Source organism: Bdellovibrionales bacterium, assembly GCA_016714165.1.
Lineage (GTDB): Bacteria > Bdellovibrionota > Bdellovibrionia > Bdellovibrionales > UBA1609 > JADJVA01.
Window position 1 is genome coordinate 833,368 of the sequence record JADJNU010000001.1, and the last position, 15,583, is coordinate 848,950.

Sequence of the window (15,583 nt, forward strand, 5' to 3'; positions counted from 1 at the left end):
ACTGCAATGGCTCGGAATGTGATCTAAGGAGGTGGCCTTCAAAAATGTTCCCAACAGAATTAACTTTTTCATTCATCCATTTCCGCTGACAGCGGTATTTATGATGGCCCTGAATGATCATTTATTAAAATATCATTTCTCAGGAATAATAACTGGAAAATTGAGCGATTTCAGTGGAGTTTTTTATCTCCCCATTTTCTTTCTGGCGTTGATTGCTACGATAGATGAGGCGCTTGATCTAAAGCGCTTTAACATCAATTCAAGTTGGGCTTTGGGTGCCATTCTTTTTACAGATCTATTGATGTTTCTGGTAAAACTATCTCCAAGTAACTCTCGGGTCATAGAGGGATTTTTTAACAATCACATATTTCCAATTTATTTGACGCCAGATCCGACAGATCTTGTCTCCGTGATCGTAAATCCATTGACTTATTTCCACTTGCGATCCTATTGGACTTCCTCAAAAAAGACCTCACAAAGAAAAATCCCGTTTTCGGAGCAGGTGTAAACAATTAATGAAATTCCTTGATCAACCTGTTGCGATCGCAAACAACTTCTCAGAACTCCATCAACTTCGCCGACAATTTGATTGCTATATGTTAAGTTCACATCCTCTGAAGGAAGTCCAAAATTCAAAAAGCTCAAATCGGATGGATACTTAACTCGCTCATTAGCGACAGTGATTTGCTCCTGAAAAATAGATTGGGGACAGTTCGAGTCAACCAAATAATCTCTTTGAGCTAAAGATTCTGGAGTTATTTCATTGACATAGACATATCCCAGTTCATTGTTTCTCTTTTTTGACGTTGCAACAGTGACCACCGCAGTGGAAAGAAGGCATATTGCGGTAAAAAGAATTCTTATTTTTTCCTTCATGAACTACTCCTTGCTTTCATCTGAATAAGCAAAGCGAAAGCCAGTTCAGGTGCAATAGATTGCATTCTAGAGAACCAACACTTACCAGGAGACATTTTTTGTCACCACCACTTCTAGGTTGAGCACCCGTTCTTATTACTCCCTCCGGAGAGAACATCTCCGAGCCTAGACTTTCCTGGTAAACTATAGTGTTCAAAGGCAGCCCATTTGTTCATTCTACTATTTTCTTAGACATAAAACTCCCAGCACACCCCTCCAGCTCATCGCGTCTCCGTTCTTGATTGGTGTGCTGCAAGGATGGATTCTTGACAAACAGAAATGAAATACGGCGCTACCAATGACAACTATTGTATGAACAAGATCTTACAACGATGTAGTTTCCTCAAGTCCGCATTCATGAATCCAGATTCTCGGTTCTAGGCGCTCATTTTCTGAACGCAAAAATGGACCAATTTTTGCACTTACACTGCTTCAGGAGAAGAGCTCATGTTCTATCTAAATGGATGTTTATTCACATCGTTTCTTCTGTCAATAGCACTGGCAGGCGCTCAGTCTATTTGGCCTCAGGTAGTTCCGACCCCTGAGCAGGTGCGATGTGCGTCGTTGCTTGCCGGCGCGACCATTCCTGCCTCTCTACCCCTCGTTAAGGCAATGAATTGGAGGGGACCAATAAATCAAAGAAGAAATTTTTTCTTTGAAAGAGAAAGCCTTAACGAAGCTAACCAATCCTTAAAAGCTCCGGGACCTTTTGATGGTGTCGACTTTTGGACACACTTTTTCGGCGCCGGTTTTGACTGCTTAATAACAGTAAAATCTCAAGACGGTCGAGAAATTTTGGGGAAAGGACGCCTTACAAGGCAAGGGTCGGACATCGGCATCAAAGAGGATAAAATAATCGTAAAGGAGGTTTCCCTTTTTACAGGGTCGAGTATTGTTGGCCTGCCTACTTCCCTTATTTCGAGCCGAAAACAAATATTGATTTCACACGTGCCATTTGAAATTCCCAGGAGTTTAAAAAACTTGAATTCAAACAGTAAATTTGCGTCCAAAATTGGGATTCACAAACTCGAACGATTTGTTTCGGTTAGGCACCTCATAGACTACCTAAGATCCAACCAGCTGACGCCAGTCCCCCCTCCAAACCGTCCGCTCTCTGGATGGAATGAAGTTATATATCTGAGTTTTTCAAGAGATACGAACCGTCGATTCTTTGGCTCTTTCCCAGAGGACACTTTATCAATTGAGCAGGAACCCATCTATCTTGTTTTTTCCAATGAACTATTGAACAGATCGGATTTTTGGATCAATGAAGGTTGGGATTATGGACAATTCATAAGCTCCAGTATTTATGTAAATCATCCGAACTTTCGTAAGGCACTTTTTCTGCATTCAAAATTCGGAGTTTGGGGCCCTCATCACCCCGAACTTGTTTTTTCCGATAATATTTCTCTCAGCCACTTGAGAGCAATTTACGTAAGGCCTGGATCAAAAAACAAAGTTCTAAATTATATCAGAAGCCAGTTATCTGACGTCAATCCAATCGACTTAGACGGCTTAATGGCAGAGCATGATTGACGAGACACTTAAAACGCCGATCGTGCAGCTCAATGAAAGTCAGACAATTGAGCACACAAAATCCCCCTTTCAGTTACAGTGGCCGTTCTAGAAGGGACTGAGGAAATCCTAGAAGCGAAAGTGACCGTGATTCCCCAGATGCCTGATGACTATTTTATGAAATCAAATACCTCAACTATTAATACTTGAGAAACAAATTTCATATACCCCCTACATCCAGTATCCTCCCCTGTTTTCTCTCAGGAGAGTAGATTAAATCCGCAGTTTCGTTGGCTAAGTCTCCTTTGTCTCCTGACACTGCAGCAATAACTGTCTCGATCCTTCTTCTCCCACTTTTTGGGCAACACGATGAATCCCAGATTCAAGAAGTTTGGCCGTATAGGACTGACCTGTCGAATCCTGTCGGCGAACCCTTAAGTGAGCCTCTAATTCCTCAATGAATCCCCAAGAGCCAAAACCATCCTTGCCAAAGCAAGTCACCTGACCGGTATGGCAAGTTGGCCCTTGAGGTTTGGCCAAAATCAAAATTGTGTCTCTGTCACAGTCCATCGCCCAATTCACCAAATGAAGCGTGTTTCCAGATTCTTCTCCCTTTTCCCAAATCTTGTTCCGACTGCGACTGAAAAAAGTGACCTTGTTTGTAGCTAAAGTGCGCTCCATTGATTCTTGATTCACATAACCCAACATCAGGACTCGGCCAGAAAAATAATCTTGAACAATCGCTGGAATCAACCCGTCTCCTTTTTTCCAATCCAAGTCAGAAATTTTTGGCGAGTCCTGATTCCTATCCGATATTGGCAAGCATTTATCTTCAAGCTTATTCATCTCAAACTCCTATTTTATTGGCTCTATTGGCGAATTCTAATTCCGCTCTCTCTGCAACGGAATGTTGATTCGGCGGGCAATCCGACTCCAGATCAGTTGCACAAATGGCAGAGTTTTTTGGTCAAGGCCCGTTAATTTCGCGACCAACAATAGAATTCCCCTTCCGGCCTTAAGGTTATCTGTTTAGCGTCTGAAGGGAAAGTAATGCCGGTGGGCAGGATATGTCTTTGTAAACGAGCGGTCTGTGGTGTCCCTTTTGATATCGAGCCTAACTTCTCTCGCATTGGGAAAAACAATTTCAATTCGATTCCAATCAATTTTAATCGTATACAGCGAATCAATAAAAAGTAAATTCTTGATCAACATTGTTCTGTATTCGGCCACCCCAAAATCTTTAATCTCATAAAGAGGATTTGAGACAAAACCCTTCCCGTGTTCTTCGATTTCACGAGAGATATCATCGTCCTGGCGTTCCAATTTTTCATATATCTTGCGAACAACCCAACCAATATCAAAATTCTTGAATTTAGCCAGTTCGATATCGAAAACTGCAACACCCAAATCTCTTAGAGTTCTAGCTTGGAAATGCGCATTGACAATGTGACCCCTCAAAGAAGGTCCCGTCGTTGTGGCATTCATCTCTTCTTGGCTAATCCATTGAGGACGCTCTTTTGCCGACTGGAGTCCCATGGAGAAATCTTTACGATAAAAATCTCCACTGGTTTCAATCTCAGGAGAAAATTGAATTAAGTCTAGGCACTTCAAAAATTTAGAATGATTAGCTACGGAAAGTGGGGCGCTGTAAAATAAGGCCAAAGCCAATAGGATTCTTGAATTCATCATGGAAACCAAAATGCAAAAACCATGCTAACAAATAATAGGGTTTTCCGAGCGAATTGACTCATAGGAAATCGTACCGAAAGGGGTAGTTGCCTCGTGATGGGGGCACCTAGACCCCCGGTTGAATCATAATCCCAGCACCGAATATCCTCTTGTTATCGAAGCAAAAAAATATGGGGGTGGGATTATGTCAACCGAGTTAAAACGAGAATACCTGAGAAACATTCGTCAGCGCTACCATAGAGGCACAAAGAAGCAGCGCACACTGATTTTAGATGAGTTTTGTAAGGTCTGCGGAATCACCCGAAAGCACGCTATTAGGCTTTTAAACGAGAATATGTCGGATGCACCCCGAAGGCCTGGTCCTGAACGCAAGTACGGCGAGGATGTGGATAAACATCTAAGGCACCTGTGGGAGTGTATGGGCCGCATATGTTCAAAGAAGATGGTGGCTGCTTTGCCTTTGTGGCTTCCGTTTTACCATGAGGCCGATGTGCATATGCATAAGCTTTTAACTGAGATTTCGGCATCTACCATCGATCGTCATTTAGAAAAATTCAGGGAAACTGCACGCAAGGGATTAAGTTCAACGAACCCATCGCTTTTGAAGAATAAAATCCCAATCGAACTCCTTGATCACCAAATCAAAGAACCAGGATTTATCGAAGCTGATACCGTCGCCCACTGTGGTACGTCACTGGCTGGAGATTTTGTAAACACGTTAACGATGACGGACGTTTTTACAGGATGGACTGAAAATAGGGCCATGCTTGGCAAGGAAGGTCGAACTGTTTTAGGTGCAATCAGATCCATCGAAAAAAGTTTGCCCTTTAAGATCAAGGGCTTTGCCTCTGATAACGGCAACGAGTTCTTAAATCACGATCTACACAATTACTTTTTCGATCGCAAAGATAAGGTGAGCTTCGTAAGACGCAGACCCTACAAGAAAAATGACAACGCCCATGTTGAACAAAAGAACTGGACCCACGTCAGAGAACTATTTGGCTACACACGCTTCACTAAAAAGGTCCAAATCCAAATGATGAACGAAATTTATAAAAACTTATGGAATCCACTGTGGAACTTCTTTACGCCAGTCATGAAACTAGAAAATAAAGAACGAATCGGAGGCACGATAGTCAAGATCCACAGTAAACCCATAACACCATACAATCGAGTCATGGACTCCGGAACACTAACAACGGAACAAAGTACTCGCCTCAAAAATACATATGAGCTGATAAACCCATTCGAATTAAAGAAAGAGCTAGAAAAACAACTTAAGTGGTTCTTTAGAATCACCGAAGCAGGGAGACAAGAGGCTGACGTAGCCTAGGTTTACAACTCACCGCTCCTTGGTAGCAATTAACCGTGAGTCAATACGCGAGCGAATTGACTCATAGGAAATCGTACCCAAAGAAGGGGCTTGCCTCGTGAAGGGAGCACCTAAACGCCTCTCCGGATTTTAGAAGGGTGTAATTTGTGCCAAACTGCTATTTGGCCCCCAAAACCACCCATCTGTTAGGGAATATGCTAAATAAGGTGGCAGCGATTCCACAAACAACTAATGAATATTTCATGAAGTCATTCTACTTTTTTCTTTTGGCTAAAACTCCCAAAACATCCTTCCAACTCATCCCGCGAGCTAAAAGCAATACCAAGACATGATAGATTAAATCCGCAGTTTCGTTGGCCAAGTCTCCCTTGTCTCCCGACACTGCAGCAATAACTGTCTCGATCCCTTCTTCTCCCACTTTTTGGGCAACACGATGAATCCCAGATTCAAGAAGTTTGGCCGTATAGGACTGACCTGTCGAATCCTGTCGGCGAACCCTTAAGTGAGCCTCTAACTCCTCAATGAATCCCCAAGAACCAGAACCATGGTTGCCAAAGCAAGTCACCTGGCCTGTATGGCAAGTTGGCCCTTGAGGTTTGGCCAAAATCAAAATAGTGTCTTTGTCACAGTCCATCGCCCAGTTCACCAAATGAAGCGTGTTTCCAGATTCCTCTCCCTTTTCCCAAATCTTGTTCCGACTGCGGCTGAAAAAAGTGACCTTGTTTGTAGCTAAGGTGCGCTCCATTGATTCTTGATTTACATAACCCAGCATCAACACTCGGCCAGAAAAATAATCTTGAACAATCGCCGGAATCAACCCACCTCCTTTTTCCCAATCCAAGTCAGAAATTTTTGGCGACTCCTGATTCCTATCCGATATTGGTAAGCACTTATCTTCAAGCTTATTCATCTCAAACTCCTATTTTATTGGCTCTATTGGCGAATTCTAATTCCGCACTCTCTACAGTGTCTTTTCACTTCGCCGATCGAAAATAACTTTTTGTGAAAGACACTTGCCGCAAGGGCCCCATCAACTTGAGTCAATCGAAAAACCTCCTCAAAGTGCGCCAAGGCCCCCGCTCCACCCGAAGCCACCAATGGTACATCACACAAAGCACGCGCTACCAGCAACTGCTCTAAGTCATATCCGGTTCGCACCCCATCTTGATCCATGCAATTCAAGACAATCTCACCAGCACCAAGCCTTTGCACCTCTGCAATCCAATCCAGAGTCTTCCAATTGGTGCTCTGTTGCGTCGAAGTTCGACCCGTGTGAGAACGTACTAAATATTCATCCTGAACCTTAATGCTATCAATGCCAACGACAACACATTGACGCCCGAATTGTTCAGCCAATTCAGCAATCAATTGCGGGCGAAGCAGGGCCGGCGTGTTAACCGACACCTTGTCTGCACCGGAGAAGAGAACTCTCTTTGCAGCCTCGACAGAACTAATTCCTCCTGCCACGCAAAATGGAATATTGATTCGGCGAGCAATCCGTTCCACCCATTCCGGAGAAACATCTCTTCCATCCGCGCTGGCGGTGATATCGTAAAAAACCAATTCATCCGCGCCCTCATCAGAATAAAAAGAAGCTAAATCTTCGATTTCTCCGACCACTTCGTGATCCCGAAATCTCACACCCTTAACAACTTTTCCCTCTGCAACGTCAAGGCAAGGAATTATTCGTCTTGCAAGCATGCCAAGGCCTCCTTCAGACTGAATCGTCCCTCATAGAAGGCTTTCCCGATGATCGCACCCTCACATCCTGTCATTTGCAATTCCCGCAAATCATCAAGACTATTGACTCCGCCAGAGGCAATAATCTCCACCTCGCCCAAACTCTTTCGCAGTCTCGAGTAAAGCGCAAGGCTCGGCCCATTTAGCTTTCCATCTCGACTGATATCGGTACACAAAATCGACTTCACTTTCGGATAACCCGCCACGATTGACTCGGGAGTCATTTCGCTCACGACCGTCCAAGCATGAGTGGCCACAAAGTAATCTCCCCGGGAAACCTGGACATCGAGAGCCAGAACGCTATCACCAAAAAGTGAGAGGATTTCCTCAGTCAGACTTGGATTTGTGACAGCCAGACTTCCAATGACCAAGCGGCTGGCTCCCGCTGCCATCAGGTCCTCGGCATCTCGAAGCGACCGAATCCCGCCTCCCACCTGAACCAAAAGTTCAGTTTGTTTGCAAATTTGTTCAATCAGATTAATTTGCGAGTCCATTGGATTTTTGGCACGACTCAAATCGACAAGGTGAATCTGTTTGGCCCCTTCCGCTTCAAATTTTTTTGCAACAACCACGGGGTCACTGTCGTATATCTTGCATTGACTATAATCCCCCTGAATCAGACGGACACATTTTCCTTCCAACAGATCAATGGCTGGCCAAATCTTCATTTTTTCACCTCAAGAAAATTTTTTAATAATCTTTGACCCGCCTCAGCCGATTTTTCGGGATGAAACTGGACCCCATACCAATTCTCGTTCTTTACCACCGCAGAGAACTCGCAGCTGTACTGGCTGGAGGCCAAGGTGTAGCCATCCTCAACAATGGGGCTTTGTAGGAGTGAGTGTAATAGACCCAGGCCTCATCAAGACCTTCCAGAAGGCGATCCTCACGCAAGACTTTGATTTGATTCCATCCCATGTGAGGAACCGGAAATCCCTTCTGAGAAGTAAACCTCTCAACCGTTCCAGAGAAGAGGCCCAATCCGGAACAGGGGCCTTCCTCGAGACGATCAAAAAGAATTTGCATTCCGATACAGATTCCGAGAACGGGAGTCTTTAGCTCAAACATAAGGGGAAGGATTCCCGCCTTGTCCAAGCTTTGTCGACATTTGAGTGCCGATCCAACTCCCGGTAAGATAATTGAGTCTGCACGCCCAATGATCTCAGGATCATTTGTCAACACTGTCTGCTCACCCAACTTTTCCAATGCCGTTCTGACCGATTGAATATTTGCACCGCCCGAATCGATGATTGCGATCATAGGAGGAGACCCTTGGTTGATGGCATTTGATCTCCACTTTGGACAATTGCGGCCTTAAGCGATCGGGCAAAACCCTTGAAGGCGGCTTCAACCATATGATGCGTGTTTTGACCCTGAACCCTAATATTCAAAGTGGCGCGCAAACTGTCTGCCAGAGATCGAAAAAAATGAGGCACCATCTCGATTGAAAGATCTCCGATTTTATCTCGTGAAAATTGGTCTGAAAAGACAAGAAAAGGGCGCCCGCCAAGATCAATCGCCACTTCGGCCAAACTCTCATCCATCGGGAGCAGACACCCATACCTTTCGATTCCGCGCCGATCTCCAAGAGCTAAGCTCAAGGCTTGCCCCAGAGCCAAACCCACGTCTTCAACAGTGTGATGATCATCGACTTTAAGATCTCCCTCACATTGAATTCTCAAACTCACTCCCGAATGCTTCGCAATTTGCTCCAGCATATGATCAAAAAAATGAATTCCTGTTTGAATGCTCGCCTGACCTTGTCCATCCAGAAATACTTCGACACTAACATTTGTCTCTTTGGTCTCCCGACGACAGGCTCCCTTGCGAACTTGAAACAAGACATCACGGACCAGATTCCTCCAACCGTATTGATCAGTTAATTGAATTCCTCTGATTCCGATATTCTCGGCCAATTCAATGTCTGTATGGCGATCACCAATCACAAGACTGTTCGATCGATCGATAAGCTTCAAATAGTCCTTTATTAGACCAAGTCCCGGTTTCCGACACTTGCAAGCATCACTCGGCAGATGAGGGCAAATTCTTACGTCCGAAAACCTGATTCCCTGAGATAAAAAAATTTTTATTATAAAATTCTGACAAAGATCAAAATCGGATTGCGGAAAGCTGTCTGTGCCCAAGCCATCTTGATTGCTCACCATAACAAGCTCAAAGCCAGAGGAACTGATTTTTTGCAAAGCCCAAATCACATCTTCCACCAATTCAATTTTATCGAGGCGATCCACCTGCTGATCAGCAGGCTCCTTAATCAAAGTACCGTCACGATCAACAAATGCGATTCGACGATTCATAAGGACCCCTTCACGAAGTGATTCCATTTTTCTTGCAATTTTGGGAGGGCACATAGAACTTCTTGATTTTCTTCTTTAGTCCCCAATCCTATCCTGAGAGAATTCGGCCAAAGATGAGATCGATTCCGAACTCGAATACCCTGTTTGAGAAGTTCGTTATACACCCAGGTTGCATCCTGAACTGTCACAAATAAAAAATTCGCATCTGAAGGCCAAACCCGTTCAACAAATGAAATCTCTTCCAATGCGAGGGCCAAGGCTCTTCTTGCCTCGAACAAGTCTGTCAATGGGGGCGGCTCAATTTCCAATTGACTCAAGGCCAGGCGCGAAACGACCTCTGCAATCGGATAGGGAGCCAAAACCTTTCTCATCTGTTCAATGATATCTGGGTGGGCGATCGCCACTCCACATCTTAAACCGGCCCCGCCCCAGTACTTAGAGAGAGTGCGCAAAACGACAAGCTGACGGAATTCACCCAAACGTTTTGTCCATGACTCGCGGTTTGAAAATTCGACGTAGGCTTCGTCGATAATGACAAGGGCTCGCTCTCCAATTCCTCTCAAGACTTGCTCAATTCGATCCGTCGACAAACAGGCCCCTGTGGGATTGTTGGGAGAACAGAGAAAGATCAAACGCAGGTCCTCACGATCCGCCGTTTGCAGAATCTTCTCACAATTCAAATCGAATTGATCGTCAAGAGGAACTGAGAGAACACTCGCCCCTTGAACTGTGGCCGCATGAGCAAATATTTCAAAGGTGGGAGGATGCACGATGATCGAAGACTGTCCTGGCTCACAAAATGTTCTCACGAGCACATCAACGGCCTCATCGCTCCCCTCTTGTCACAAGGACTTCCTCAAACTTCACATTGTAGAGCTCGGACAAACTTCTTTTGAGCTCCCGAGGTTGAGGTTCTGGATATCGACTCTGAAGACTCCAAGGACCTTCGTTTGCATCTAATAAGATTTCACGAGAACCCTCGATGCTTCGAGCCGAAGAATAGGGCTTGAGATTTGCGATCACGGGCCTCACCAATCGCTGCAAAAAATCTAACATTCGCTTCCTCTCCCTTTTTCACGATTAACAACGAGAGAATTCTCCAAAACTCTTCGTCGAACTCTTACGGCATTGGCATGACAACTTAAACCCTCATGTGTGGCCATTGTCTCCACCGTCGAGGCAAGATTCAAGAGTCCTTCCGAACTCAGCTCCTGAACGGTGATTCGACGCAAAAAAGACGAGAGAGAAACGCCTCCCGTAAAGTGGGCCGCCCCTGAAGTTGGAAGAACATGGTTGGTTCCGCTCGCATAATCTCCGACGGATTCGGGAGACCAGGGCCCAAGAAATACGGATCCAGCTGCAGTCACTTTTTCAAAAAGATCGCGTGGATTTTTTGTATTTATGATGAGATGTTCAGGCCCATATTGATTGCTGCAGTCTATCGCTGCATCCAAATTTTCACAGAAAATGGCGCGACTGTTGGCCAATGAACTCCGAACAAGGTCCGCTCGATCGAGATCCGGCACGATCTGTTCGAGCAAGCTCAGCACTTCACGAATTTTATCTTCACTTGTAGAAACCAATAGAACTTGAGAATCAGCCCCGTGCTCTGCTTGGCTCAATAGATCCCAAACAACAAAGTTGGCATCTGCCGTTTCATCGGCAAGAACCAAAACCTCCGACGGACCTGCTGGCAAATCACATCCCACAGAGGGACATATCTGAGTCACCTGCCGTTTTGCCTCTGTCACCCAGGCATTGCCGGGTCCAAAAATTTTATTCACAGGAAGCAGTCCGTCTCCTCCAAAGGCCAAAGCCGCAATGGCCTGGGCCCCTCCTACCTTAATGATCTCCGTCACGCCGGACAGTTGGCAGGCCGCGAGGATGTCCGGATCTATTTTTCCATCTCGCTGAGGAGGTGTAGCAACAACAATTTCTGTGCATCCCGCAATTCGCGCAGGAATTGCTAGCATCAAGACCGTTGAAAAAAGCGGAGCCGTACCTCCGGGAACATAAATTCCAATTCTCGAAATAGGTCGGGAAACCTGCTCGCACACAACTCCAGACTCAACGACAACTTTGATGTCTTTTACCAACTCCAACTGAGATCGGTGAAATGTTTCAATATTTCCAGCCGCTTGCAAAAACGCAAGCCTCAGTGAGGAATCTATCGCATCGAAGGCGCTAGATATTTCGCCCTTTTCTACAAAAATGTCTGATAGTCGAACTTTGTCAAAGTCCTCTGTGTACCGAAGAACCGCCTCCGTACCCCGCTCCTTGACATCCAATAGAATTTTTCGAACGACTTCCTTGTCGACATGCTTGTCAGAGGGTCGCAAAAAGAGAGACTCTCTTCCGTTCCTATCTAAATTTGACCACGAATAAATATTCATTGCGAATGAGCTCCGAGTTCTTCAAGCGTTTAAGAAAGTATTTTTTCGATAGGCATCACGAGAATAGAACTCGCTCCCGCTGCCTTGAGTCGCTCCATCGTTTCCCAAAAGACATTCTCATCACAAACAGTATGAATGGCCACTCGATCAGAGGAGCAGGCAAACGGCAGAACCGAGGGTTCTTCCATTCCGGGCAATATATCTCTTATCACTGCGAGCGCCGATCGTGGCGCATTCATCATAATATACTTATTGCAAGAAGCTCTCATCACTCCATTGATACGGCGAAGGAGGCGATCCACAAGGCTTTGTTTTGGCTCGCTCAAGGGCCTCGAAGATTGAACGATCACACTCTCTGATTGATAAAGGCATTCAATTTCTTGCAATCCGTTTGTACGAAGTGTCGAGCCGGTAGAAACCAAATCACAAATTGCATCGGCAACCCCAAGAGCCGGTGCGATCTCGACCGAACCAGAAATCTCAATGATCTCGGACTCTATATCAAGGCCGCTGAGATAAGATTTTAAAGACTCAGGATAAGAAGTTGCGATGCGCTTGCCCTGCAAATCATTGACACTTTTCAGGCTTGAAGCTTCAGGAACAGCGAGAGAAAGTCGACACTTTCCAAATCCGAGTCGAAGTATGATCTCAACCATGGATTTGTCCTGTCCATTGTGCTCGCGCAGAACATTTTCTCCCACGACTCCCAGATCACAGATTCCTTTGCGGACATATTCAGGAATGTCGTCATCACGAACCAAAAGTATCTCGAGCGGAAAGTTAGTCACCTGGAGCATCAATCGATCTTTTGACCAATTAAAGGACATCCCGCAGTCTTCTAAAAGTTTCAAAGACTGTTCTGTCAAACGTCCCGATTTCTGAATTGCAATTCGTATCATGACTGTCCTCCTAAATCAGACGATTCAGACTGAGAGCTAGCTTGCGAGCGAGGTTGAGAGCTCAGTTCCGGATCCTCAATTCCGAATCGAGAGAGGGCCAACTGATACCCTCTTCCCGTTCGAATAAATCGCCCAACCCGAGTGATTGTGGCGGTGCTAATTCCAGTATTTTTTGAAATCTCACGATAAGAGTCCCCACGAGCGATCATCACTGCCACTTCCCAGCGATCCGCCAGAGCCTGAATTTCGTTGGGAGTGCACAAATCCAGAAGAAAGCTCCGTACTTCCTCAGCATTTTTCAACCCCGCAATGATCTTGCAGAGATCTCTAAAATTTCTGTCTTTTAAGTCAAAATCACGTTTCATCGGATTAGCGTATTAGCACGTTAAAACGTTTTTTGCAAGGCAATTCTGATGGCTCTGTTACATAGACCCAAAGTGAGCTTCAGGCAGGTGGCCAAAATGATGAGGGAAAGCAGTGTAACTCTCTCCCTTATGTCCGTTTTTTTGTATTTTGATACCTTCCTTTTCGATAGATTTTTTTTCCCTTGAGTCAATTCAACACTTTGATTATGTACATTTTTGGCTAGGAATTTGCATTTCCTTTGCTCGTGAGAAAATTTTGGACATCATCATCTTTTAAGCGGGCATCGAATATACGTATAACTAAATCCATCAGATGTCGGCCATGAAGTCACTGGTTATCTTATCCATTGAATTCCTAAAAGAACGGTCAGCTTTTAATTTCGTTTATTGGTTGCTGCTATTCCTTTGTTTAGGCCAAAACAGCTCCGTGATTGCTGGCCCCAGAGCTGCCGTCGGATATGTTTTAGAAGATGTCAGAGATCCCTTTCATGTACCTCTGGATTATCGGCTTAAATACTTTTACGAGTTCGCAAATGGAAGTCCTGAGGCTGAAAGTTTGTTTGGGGTCACTAAGAATCAAACGTGGACAGTGTCAGAGACGATCGATAAGTATGGAACCAACACCTCTTTCCCAAAGTTCGGAGATGCAATCGGAAAAGCTCTCTTATCGATAAGTAAGAGTTCAAATCCTACTTTGTTCGTTCTGCTCGACTCCCATGGCAATTCGGGGGAATTGGCAGATTATCACGGCAATAGTATTGCCAGCTATCAAGAGATCATCAGAGTCATTCATAAGAGAGCAACGCAAGCTGGTATTCCGGGAGAGAATTTGACAGTAAACATTTTTATACTTGCCTGCAAATCTGGGTCTTGTAGCCGAAACGATCCGACGCTCGAGAGAATAATAGCGGACTCTAGAATTAGCTTTAATATCTTCTCCGGCACTGGGGAATCTGGGACCACTACACTTCCTGAGTTCTATCAGGTCCTGACGCATGTAAGGGACCATCTGCAATTACTTCCCAAAGAAGTTGATAAAGGACTCTGGGACGAGTTAATAAAACGACCCATGAAAGTTATGTTTTCATTGTACTCCAATAACGAATTTTCTGTCAGTTTGGCGAATCCATATGCCGGAGAATTTAACTCTGATGATTTGAAGGCTATTAATGAAAATCGGCGCTGGTTTCGAAAAGATGGTCTAAAGAAAGTTTCTGCGTTTATTCGATTTCACTGGGTCTACTTTCAGAAACCCTATGCGGCACTGCTAAAAGTAGAGCCGTCGGCAAATATAAATGAAGATATGATCGAGACGGTTTCAACAACCTTAAAAGCCAAAGGATCGGCGAACAATCAATGTCGGAAGTTTCTAGATATGTGACGCTGTTACGAAAGTATTAGCAATTACGATTCAACTCATTTCCACCTTCCAAATTGGGTTTGGAAAGGGGCTGCGGTTGCATTAAAAGGCGAACTTTATAACACTAATTTTCGCAACGAAGCCTTGAAAAACTCGATTCAACTCACCCACTTTACAAGCCCAGAAAAGGTTTGATCGGGTTTAGGTTACAGAACCCCTGTCGCTTACTATGAACGAGGAACTCTTAAAGATGACACTTGGGAGAACGTCCACTTTTGCGAGCAGCCTCAAAAAGACTGAGAGCCTGGCCCATGGAAGACTCAAGATCGGCAATTCGACGGCTGTTGGATGGATGTGTTGATAGGAACTCAGGGGTACCCGAGCCTCCCGATTGCGACATATTATTCCATAGGTCAATACTTTCTCGGGGGTCAAAGCCGGCCTCAGCCATGAGATCAAGACCAATTCGGTCGGCCTCGGACTCCTGTGTGCGGCCATGCGGGAGAATAACCCCAAACTGCGTCCCAAGCCCCAGGGCGGCCATAATGTCTTTTTTTGAACTGTTGTTCCCCATCAAGGCATCGGCCACCATGAGGCCCGACTGCGCGGCCAAGGATGTGGAGACTCTCTCAGCTCCATGTCGAGCGATGACGTGACCAATTTCATGACCTATGACTGCCGCCAACTGGCCAGGTGTTTTGGCCACCTCGAACATTCCAGTTTGAACGCCAATTTTTCCTCCGGGTAGAGCGAAGGCGTTCGCTTCTTTATTCTTAAACACGACCACTTCCCATTTGTCTGCGCCAACAGAACTGGAGACAAAGGGAGCCAATGAATCAACTATGCACCTGACGTACACGTTGGCAGAGCTGCCGCGATCGATCGGCAATTTTTCTTTCATTTCGCCAAAAGCCTGTCCGCCCATGAGATTCATCTCCTGATCACTCACAATGATCAGTTGTTTTCGACCCGTTGGAGAAGTGGCGCATGAAAATGCAAATGACAGCATTGCTGTAAATAAAAAAATAAGTCTGGAATTTAAATTTGCCATGACAAAAA

Annotated in this window: 19 protein-coding genes; 4 read left to right on the plus strand and 15 right to left on the minus strand. The window is 45.1% G+C overall.

Annotated features, from left to right (window positions below; translation table 11 throughout):
- The first annotated feature begins 31 nt into the window (after nucleotides 1-31).
- The gene (locus IPJ71_03660) at nucleotides 32-508 is read left to right on the plus strand and encodes a hypothetical protein (GenBank protein MBK7842780.1); all 477 of its coding nucleotides are present in this window, start codon (nucleotides 32-34) and stop codon (nucleotides 506-508) included.
- Here the strand turns inward: IPJ71_03660 and IPJ71_03665 are convergent.
- Complete coding sequence (locus tag IPJ71_03665; GenBank protein ID MBK7842781.1) at nucleotides 448-876, minus strand: hypothetical protein; 429 nt, start codon at nucleotides 874-876, stop codon at nucleotides 448-450. The two genes, IPJ71_03660 and IPJ71_03665, sit on opposite strands and share 61 nt — an antisense overlap.
- Nucleotides 877-1,362: 486 nt before the next feature.
- On the opposite strand from IPJ71_03665, the gene IPJ71_03670 reads away from it, so the two are divergent.
- Nucleotides 1,363-2,451 (plus strand): hypothetical protein, encoded by a 1,089-nt coding sequence (locus IPJ71_03670; GenBank protein ID MBK7842782.1) that lies wholly within the window; start codon nucleotides 1,363-1,365, stop codon nucleotides 2,449-2,451.
- Nucleotides 2,452-2,724: 273 nt separating this feature from the next.
- On the opposite strand, the gene IPJ71_03675 is transcribed toward IPJ71_03670, so the two are convergent.
- Together IPJ71_03675 and IPJ71_03680 are read right to left on the minus strand one after the other, a co-directional pair.
- The gene (locus IPJ71_03675) at nucleotides 2,725-3,276 is read right to left on the minus strand and encodes a bifunctional phosphoribosyl-AMP cyclohydrolase/phosphoribosyl-ATP diphosphatase HisIE (GenBank protein ID MBK7842783.1); all 552 of its coding nucleotides are present in this window, start codon (nucleotides 3,274-3,276) and stop codon (nucleotides 2,725-2,727) included.
- 183 nt (nucleotides 3,277-3,459) lie between these two features.
- Nucleotides 3,460-4,119 carry a hypothetical protein gene (locus IPJ71_03680; GenBank protein ID MBK7842784.1) on the minus strand — a complete coding sequence of 220 codons (660 nt, stop codon included), beginning with the start codon at nucleotides 4,117-4,119 and terminating at the stop codon, nucleotides 3,460-3,462.
- A 184-nt stretch (nucleotides 4,120-4,303) separates the two neighbouring features.
- Here IPJ71_03680 and IPJ71_03685 point away from each other — a divergent pair, with 184 nt between their 5' ends.
- On the plus strand, nucleotides 4,304-5,452 hold the full coding sequence (locus tag IPJ71_03685) for an integrase (protein ID MBK7842785.1): 1,149 nt from the start codon (nucleotides 4,304-4,306) through the stop codon (nucleotides 5,450-5,452).
- 253 nt (nucleotides 5,453-5,705) lie between these two features.
- Here the strand turns inward: IPJ71_03685 and IPJ71_03690 are convergent, their stop codons facing one another.
- The 11 genes from IPJ71_03690 to IPJ71_03740 are packed head-to-tail and all read right to left on the minus strand — an operon-like array spanning nucleotide 5,706 to nucleotide 13,164.
- Nucleotides 5,706-6,362: a bifunctional phosphoribosyl-AMP cyclohydrolase/phosphoribosyl-ATP diphosphatase HisIE gene (locus IPJ71_03690; GenBank protein ID MBK7842786.1), complete on the minus strand. Its 657-nt coding sequence runs from the start codon at nucleotides 6,360-6,362 to the stop codon at nucleotides 5,706-5,708.
- Nucleotides 6,363-6,385: 23 nt separating this feature from the next.
- Nucleotides 6,386-7,153, minus strand: a complete 768-nt coding sequence (hisF, locus tag IPJ71_03695) for an imidazole glycerol phosphate synthase subunit HisF (protein ID MBK7842787.1) — start codon at nucleotides 7,151-7,153, stop codon at nucleotides 6,386-6,388.
- Nucleotides 7,135-7,860 carry a 1-(5-phosphoribosyl)-5-[(5-phosphoribosylamino)methylideneamino]imidazole-4-carboxamide isomerase gene (gene hisA / locus IPJ71_03700; GenBank protein ID MBK7842788.1) on the minus strand — a complete coding sequence of 242 codons (726 nt, stop codon included), beginning with the start codon at nucleotides 7,858-7,860 and terminating at the stop codon, nucleotides 7,135-7,137. Before hisA ends, hisF begins: the two co-directional genes overlap by 19 nt.
- Nucleotides 7,857-7,994, minus strand: coding sequence for a hypothetical protein (locus IPJ71_03705; protein ID MBK7842789.1), 138 nt, complete (start codon nucleotides 7,992-7,994; stop codon nucleotides 7,857-7,859). Before IPJ71_03705 ends, hisA begins: the two co-directional genes overlap by 4 nt.
- Entirely contained in the window at nucleotides 7,952-8,452 is a 501-nt protein-coding gene (gene hisH, locus IPJ71_03710; GenBank protein MBK7842790.1) for an imidazole glycerol phosphate synthase subunit HisH, read from the minus strand. The genes IPJ71_03705 and hisH overlap by 43 nt, the downstream gene beginning before the upstream one ends.
- The gene (hisB, locus tag IPJ71_03715; GenBank protein MBK7842791.1) at nucleotides 8,449-9,507 is read right to left on the minus strand and encodes a bifunctional histidinol-phosphatase/imidazoleglycerol-phosphate dehydratase HisB; all 1,059 of its coding nucleotides are present in this window, start codon (nucleotides 9,505-9,507) and stop codon (nucleotides 8,449-8,451) included. Before hisB ends, hisH begins: the two co-directional genes overlap by 4 nt.
- Nucleotides 9,504-10,316 carry an aminotransferase class I/II-fold pyridoxal phosphate-dependent enzyme gene (locus IPJ71_03720; GenBank protein ID MBK7842792.1) on the minus strand — a complete coding sequence of 271 codons (813 nt, stop codon included), beginning with the start codon at nucleotides 10,314-10,316 and terminating at the stop codon, nucleotides 9,504-9,506. Before IPJ71_03720 ends, hisB begins: the two co-directional genes overlap by 4 nt.
- Nucleotides 10,317-10,332: 16 nt before the next feature.
- Nucleotides 10,333-10,563: a hypothetical protein gene (locus IPJ71_03725; GenBank protein ID MBK7842793.1), complete on the minus strand. Its 231-nt coding sequence runs from the start codon at nucleotides 10,561-10,563 to the stop codon at nucleotides 10,333-10,335.
- Nucleotides 10,557-11,900, minus strand: a complete 1,344-nt coding sequence (gene hisD / locus IPJ71_03730) for a histidinol dehydrogenase (GenBank protein MBK7842794.1) — start codon at nucleotides 11,898-11,900, stop codon at nucleotides 10,557-10,559. Before hisD ends, IPJ71_03725 begins: the two co-directional genes overlap by 7 nt.
- A gap of 29 nt (nucleotides 11,901-11,929) precedes the next feature.
- Entirely contained in the window at nucleotides 11,930-12,799 is an 870-nt protein-coding gene (locus IPJ71_03735; protein ID MBK7842795.1) for an ATP phosphoribosyltransferase, read from the minus strand.
- Complete coding sequence (locus IPJ71_03740) at nucleotides 12,796-13,164, minus strand: helix-turn-helix domain-containing protein (GenBank protein MBK7842796.1); 369 nt, start codon at nucleotides 13,162-13,164, stop codon at nucleotides 12,796-12,798. The genes IPJ71_03735 and IPJ71_03740 overlap by 4 nt, the downstream gene beginning before the upstream one ends.
- 313 nt (nucleotides 13,165-13,477) lie before the next feature.
- Between IPJ71_03740 and IPJ71_03745 the strand changes: the two genes are divergently transcribed.
- The gene (locus tag IPJ71_03745) at nucleotides 13,478-14,545 is read left to right on the plus strand and encodes a hypothetical protein (protein ID MBK7842797.1); all 1,068 of its coding nucleotides are present in this window, start codon (nucleotides 13,478-13,480) and stop codon (nucleotides 14,543-14,545) included.
- A gap of 223 nt (nucleotides 14,546-14,768) precedes the next feature.
- On the opposite strand, the gene IPJ71_03750 is transcribed toward IPJ71_03745, so the two are convergent.
- On the minus strand, nucleotides 14,769-15,533 hold the full coding sequence (locus IPJ71_03750) for a M48 family metallopeptidase (GenBank protein ID MBK7842798.1): 765 nt from the start codon (nucleotides 15,531-15,533) through the stop codon (nucleotides 14,769-14,771).
- Between the last annotated feature and the right edge of the window lie 50 nt (nucleotides 15,534-15,583).